This is a genomic window from Streptomyces sp. NPDC043876 (assembly GCF_056435825.1).
Window position 1 is genome coordinate 1 of sequence record NZ_JBWKDV010000044.1, and the last position, 5,532, is coordinate 5,532.

The following is a 5,532-nucleotide window of genomic DNA, read 5'->3' on the forward strand; positions in this document are numbered from 1 at the left end:
CGGGCCAGACGATTCGCCCGCGCATCCAACTCCCCATACAAAACCTCAACACCCTCAAACACCACAGCAACCGCATCAGGCGTCTCCGCCACCCGAGCCTCAAACAACTCCGGCAACGTCAACGACCCGACATCGACAACCGTGTCATTCCACAGCTCGATCACCCGATGACGCTCCACGTCATCGAGCACGTCAACCCGGCTCACATTCAGCTGCGGTTCGGCGGCCAGTGCCCGCACCACCCGCTCCCACCGCACCACAACCCGCTCGACCGACTCGACATCGAACAGATCCGCCGCCGCAATCAGCCACCCGCGCAACCCAGCCGGCGCCCCGGCCGCATCGAACTCCTCCTGGATGTCCATCTCAAGGTCGAACTTCGCCGCAGAAAGCCCGCTCGCCATGCCCGCCGTCTCCACGCCGGGCAGGCTCAACGACGCCTCCCCCGTGTTGTTCAGCGACAGCATCACCTGAAACAGGGGATGCCGCGCCCTCGCACGGGCCGGCGCCAACTCCTCAACCAGACGCTCGAACGGCACATCCTGATGATCGAACGCCGACAGACCCGTCTCCCGAACCCGGCCCAGCACCTCACGGAACGTCGGGTCACCCGACAAGTCCGTACGCAGTACAAACGAATTCACAAAGAAACCGACCAGGTCGTCCAGCGCCTCATCCGTACGACCCGCATGCGCCGAACCGATCAGGATGTCCGTACCCGCCCCCAGCCGCGACAGCAGCACCGCCAACGCCGCCTGCAGCACCATGAACACCGTCACACCCTCAGCCCGCGCCAGCTCCACCACTCGCGCATGCACCTCGGACGGAATTACCAGCGGCAACCGGTGACCACGGTGACTCGCCAGCACCGGACGTGCCCGGTCGAAGGGCAGCGCCAACTCCTCCGGAGCCCCGGCCAACACCCCACGCCAATAAGCCAGCTGAGTCGCCAGCACACTCTCCGGATCATCCTCCTCACCCAGCATCTCCCGCTGCCACAACGCATAATCGGCGTACTGCACCGGAAGCGGCTCCCACTCCGGAGCACGGCCCGAACAACGCGCCGCATAAGCAACCGACACATCACGCCCCAACGGCCCCATCGACCACCCATCACCAGCAATATGATGAATAGTCAGAATCAGAACGTGATCCTCCGGCCCAGCCGAAACCAGACAGGCCCGAATCGGCACTTCCACCGCGAGATCGAACACATACCGCGCCGCGTCGCCGGCCGCACCCTCCAGGTCACCCGACGAGCCCACCTCAGCCAGCGACAGCTCCCAGCCCAACTCCTCCAAAGCAAGGACGCGCTGAAAAGGCTCACCATCCATAAGCCCATACACGGTGCGCAGCACCTCGTGACGCCCGACAACGTCCCTCAGCGCCGCATTCAAAGCCCCAGCATCCACCCGACCCGACAAACGCACAGCCACGGGAAGGTTGTACGTCGCACTCGGCCCCTCCAACTGATCAACGAACCACAACCGACGCTGCGCAAAGGACAACGGAAACATCAGGACCCCTCCTGGTTACGCATCGGCCTCAGGGCCAGCCTGGTTGACTTCTTGTTCCCGAGCTTCTTGGCGAGCCCGGCCACCGTCGGAGCGTCGAACAGCGCCCGAACTTCCATCTGGACACCCAGCACCGTCTTGATCCGGCTGATCAGCCGAACCGCGAGCAGCGAATGCCCGCCGAGCGCGAAGAAGTCGTCGTCCACTCCCACGCTGTCCAACCCCAGCACCTGGGCGAACGCCTCGCACAGGACCCGTTCCCGCTCGTTGGCGGGCGCCCGGCCGGCCCCGCCCCGTGCCCGGAAGTCCGGGGCGGGCAACGCCTTGCGGTTCAGCTTTCCGTTGGCGGTCAGCGGCAGGGAGTCGAGCACCATCACGGCAGACGGGACCATGTAGCCAGGAAGCCGTTCGGCGGCGAACCCTCTGACCTGTTCCGGAAGTTCTTCGTCAGCAGTGGTTCCGGTTGTGGTCGGGACCAGGTATGCCACCAGGTGCTTCTCCCCCGGGATGTCTTCACGCGCGATCACGACGGCCTGGGAAACCCCCGGGTGCGTGCAGACGACGTCCTGAACCTCACCCAGCTCGATCCGGAAACCACGGACCTGCACCTGCTCGTCCGTACGCCCCAGATACTCAAGCTCACCGTTCACGTTCCAGCGCACCAGATCACCCGTGCGGTACATACGCTCGCCACCACCCAGGGGAGAGGCCACGAACCGCTCCGCCGTCAGCCCGGAACGCCCCAGATAACCACGCGCGAGACCGGCACCCGCGATATACAGCTCACCCGGAACACCCACCGGCACCGGCGCCAGGCGCCGGTCCAGGACATACGCCCCGGTATTACCGATCGGCACCCCGATGGGGACCTCCCGCACCCCCGGACGGCAGCGCCACACCGTGGCATCAACAGTCGTCTCCGTCGGACCGTAGGTGTTGAACATCACCCGGCCCGCCGACCAGCGGCCCACCAGCTCCGGCGAGGACGCCTCACCACCCACCTCGAGAACGACGCCCGCATCGATCGCGCCGTCCTCCAGACCCGCCAGCACCGCCGGCGGCAACGACACATGCGTCACCCCCTGCTCCCGCAGGAAGACCGCCAGCTCATCTCCCACACGCCGACCGGCGGGAACAACCACCAGCGCCGCCCCATACGCCAACGCCAGCGCCCACTCCAGGCAGAAGTTGTCGAAACTCATCGACGCGAACTGCGCCACACGCGAGCCGGGACCCGCCCCGAAACGCGTCAGGGCCGCAACCGTGTTGGCAAACCCGCCCCGCGTCACAGCCACACCCTTGGGACGACCCGTCGATCCCGAGGTGTAAATGACATACGCCAGGCCCTGCGCCGCCACCGCCGGCCACTCACCCACCCGACCGGTACCCGCCAGCGCCCCCTTCACCTCGGGCGAGTCCACCACCAGCAGCCGCTCCCGCGACCAGGTCAGACCACCCGCCGTGACCGAGGAGGCCAGCACCGCCACCGGCGCCGCGTCCTCAAGCATGTACGCAATGCGCTCCGCCGGATACGCCGGGTCAAGCGGCAGATACGCGCCGCCGGCCTTCAGCACAGCCAGCAACGCCACCATCAGATCGACGCCGCGTTCCAGACACACACCGACCAGCGACTCCGCGCCCACACCACGCTGGACCAGATACCGCGCCAGACGGTCCGCCCGCGCATCAAGCTCGGCATAGGTCACCTCCACGTCCCCGGCGACCACCGCCACCGCATCCCCTGCAGCCGCTACCTGAGCATCGAACAAGCCCATCACCGGCACCACAGCCGATCCGGTTTCCGGATCTTTCCACCCGGCCAGCAGCTGGTCCCGCTGACCCGAGCCCAAGACTTGGACGGAACTCAGTGGAAGATCCGCTCCTCCATCCAGGGTCCGTTCCACGGCGGCCACCATGTTCTCCACGGCGGTGGTCACCAGGGCGCCCACAGCACGCGGTTCGACCGGCGCGACCGCGTCCACGGCAAGGGTCAGACCATCACCGTCATCGTCGACCGACAACGACAACGGGAAGTTGTCACGCTCCCGCGAATACCGCAGCTTCGTCCCGGCGATACCTCCGGCAGACTCCTCACCCGCCGACGACCCTCCGTTGCCGTGGCGGTAGTTGAACAGTGAGGTGAACAGAGGTGTGTCACCTTCGACACCGCTGGAACGCTGGGCAAGAGCCAGTGGCGCGTGTTCGTGCCCCAGCAACTCGCCGAGCTGGCCGCGCATCGTCGTCACCGATTCCAGTACTCCGAGTTCGCCCGTCCGCAGACGGACCGGGAGGGTGTTGATGAACGGACCCGGAACCCGGTCCGAGCCGGCACCCGCGTTCATCCGGCCGAACAACACCGTCCCGAAGACCACATCATCACGACCGCTCACCGCCGCCAGCACCCGCGCCCACGCCACGTGCAACACCGTCGCCACACTTGTCCCCAGACGACGCGAAACCTCACGCAACCGCACCACCGACTCAGGAGGCAACGGCAACCTCAAGTCCCGCGCATCCGCACCGTCGCCCCGGACGTCGGACAGCCCGTACGGGGCGGTGGGCTCGGTGACGTCCCCAAGGAGCCCGGTGAAGTACCGCTCGTATTCACCAGTAGCAAGCCCGGCCCGCGCCTGCGCGACGAAGTCGCGGAACGGAAGAGGCTCGGGAAGCATGTCGGCACGGCCGGCCAGAACGGCGTTGACCTCACCGAGCAGCACTTCCAGAGCGGTGTGGTCCTGCACGATGTGGTGCACACGCACCAGGGCGAGCCAGCGCTCCCCGTCCGGCAGGGCCGCGGTGTGCACGCTGATCAGCGGTGCGCGGCCCAGGTCCATCGACATGCCCACCACGTCCAGCAACTCCTGGACCGGATCAGCAGCCGACTCTCCCAGCACCACCCGCGTTACCGGCAGGGTCGCCTCACGCCACACGACCTGCACCGGCTCCCGCAGACCCTCCCACACGAACGAGGTCCGCAGGATGTCATGCCGGTCGATCACCTGCTGCAGCGCAACGGTGAACGCCTCAAGCCGCTCACCCGAGTCGAACTCCATCACCGAGGGCAGGACATACGTGTCCTGCTCGCCGCCGGCCAGCAGGTGGTGGAACAACAGCCCGTCCTGCAGCGGAGCCAGCGGGTAGATGTCAGCGACATTCGCCGCACCGCCCCGGACCGAGCTCACGATCCGGCTGATCTCATCCGCGTCCAGATCGACCAGCGGCAGCAACTCGGGAGTGATCTCCCGCACACGGGCAGGGATCAGGTTCTCCGGCACCTCTATCGGTCCCGTGCCGGTCGTCATCGCAAGTCCGGCAGGAGTCGGGGTCTCGAACATCGCCCGCACCTCTATGGACACGCCACGCTCACGAAGCAACTCCACCAACCGCACCGCCAGCAGTGAATGACCCCCCAGCCTGAAGAAGTCGTCATCGACCCCCACACTCTCGAGACCCAGCACTTCAGCAAAAGCAGCACAGAGAATCTCTTCACGCGCATCAACCGGGCCACGACCTGGGCCCGTTGTGTACTCGGGGGCGGGCAGGGCCTTGCGGTCCAGCTTCCCGTTCACGGTCAGGGGCAGCGCGTCCAGGACCACGACAGCCGAGGGCACCAAATGCCCCGGCACCTGCTGCCCCGCGAACTCACGCACCAACGCGGCCAGTCCGACAGCATCCACACCCTCAGCCGGGACCACATACGCGACCAGCCGCACATCACCGACCGTGTCCTCACGCGCGACCACCGCCGCCTGAGCCACCGCTTCCTGCCCAGCCAGCACCGCCGAAATCTCACCAGGCTCGATACGGAAACCACGCACCTTCACCTGCTCATCCGCACGCCCCGCGAACACCAGCCGGCCACCAGCCGACCACCGCGCCCGGTCCCCCGTCCGATACATCCGCGCACCCGACCCGCCGAACCACGACGCAACGAAACGCTCAGCCGTCAGCCCAGCCCGCCCCAGATACCCACGGGCCAGCTGATCACCCACGACATACACCTCACCCGTGACACCCA

The 5,532-nt window shown here is 66.7% G+C and carries 2 protein-coding genes; both read right to left on the bottom strand.

Features of this window, described 5'->3' with window-relative positions:
- Nucleotides 1–1,517 (bottom strand): condensation domain-containing protein (locus tag AC0693_RS38585; RefSeq protein ID WP_478804602.1); only part of this gene is annotated, 1,517 nt, incomplete at its 3' end.
- Nucleotides 1,517–5,532: amino acid adenylation domain-containing protein (locus AC0693_RS38590; RefSeq protein ID WP_478804603.1), on the bottom strand; the 4,016-nt coding region annotated here is incomplete at its 5' end. The genes AC0693_RS38590 and AC0693_RS38585, both read right to left, overlap by 1 nt.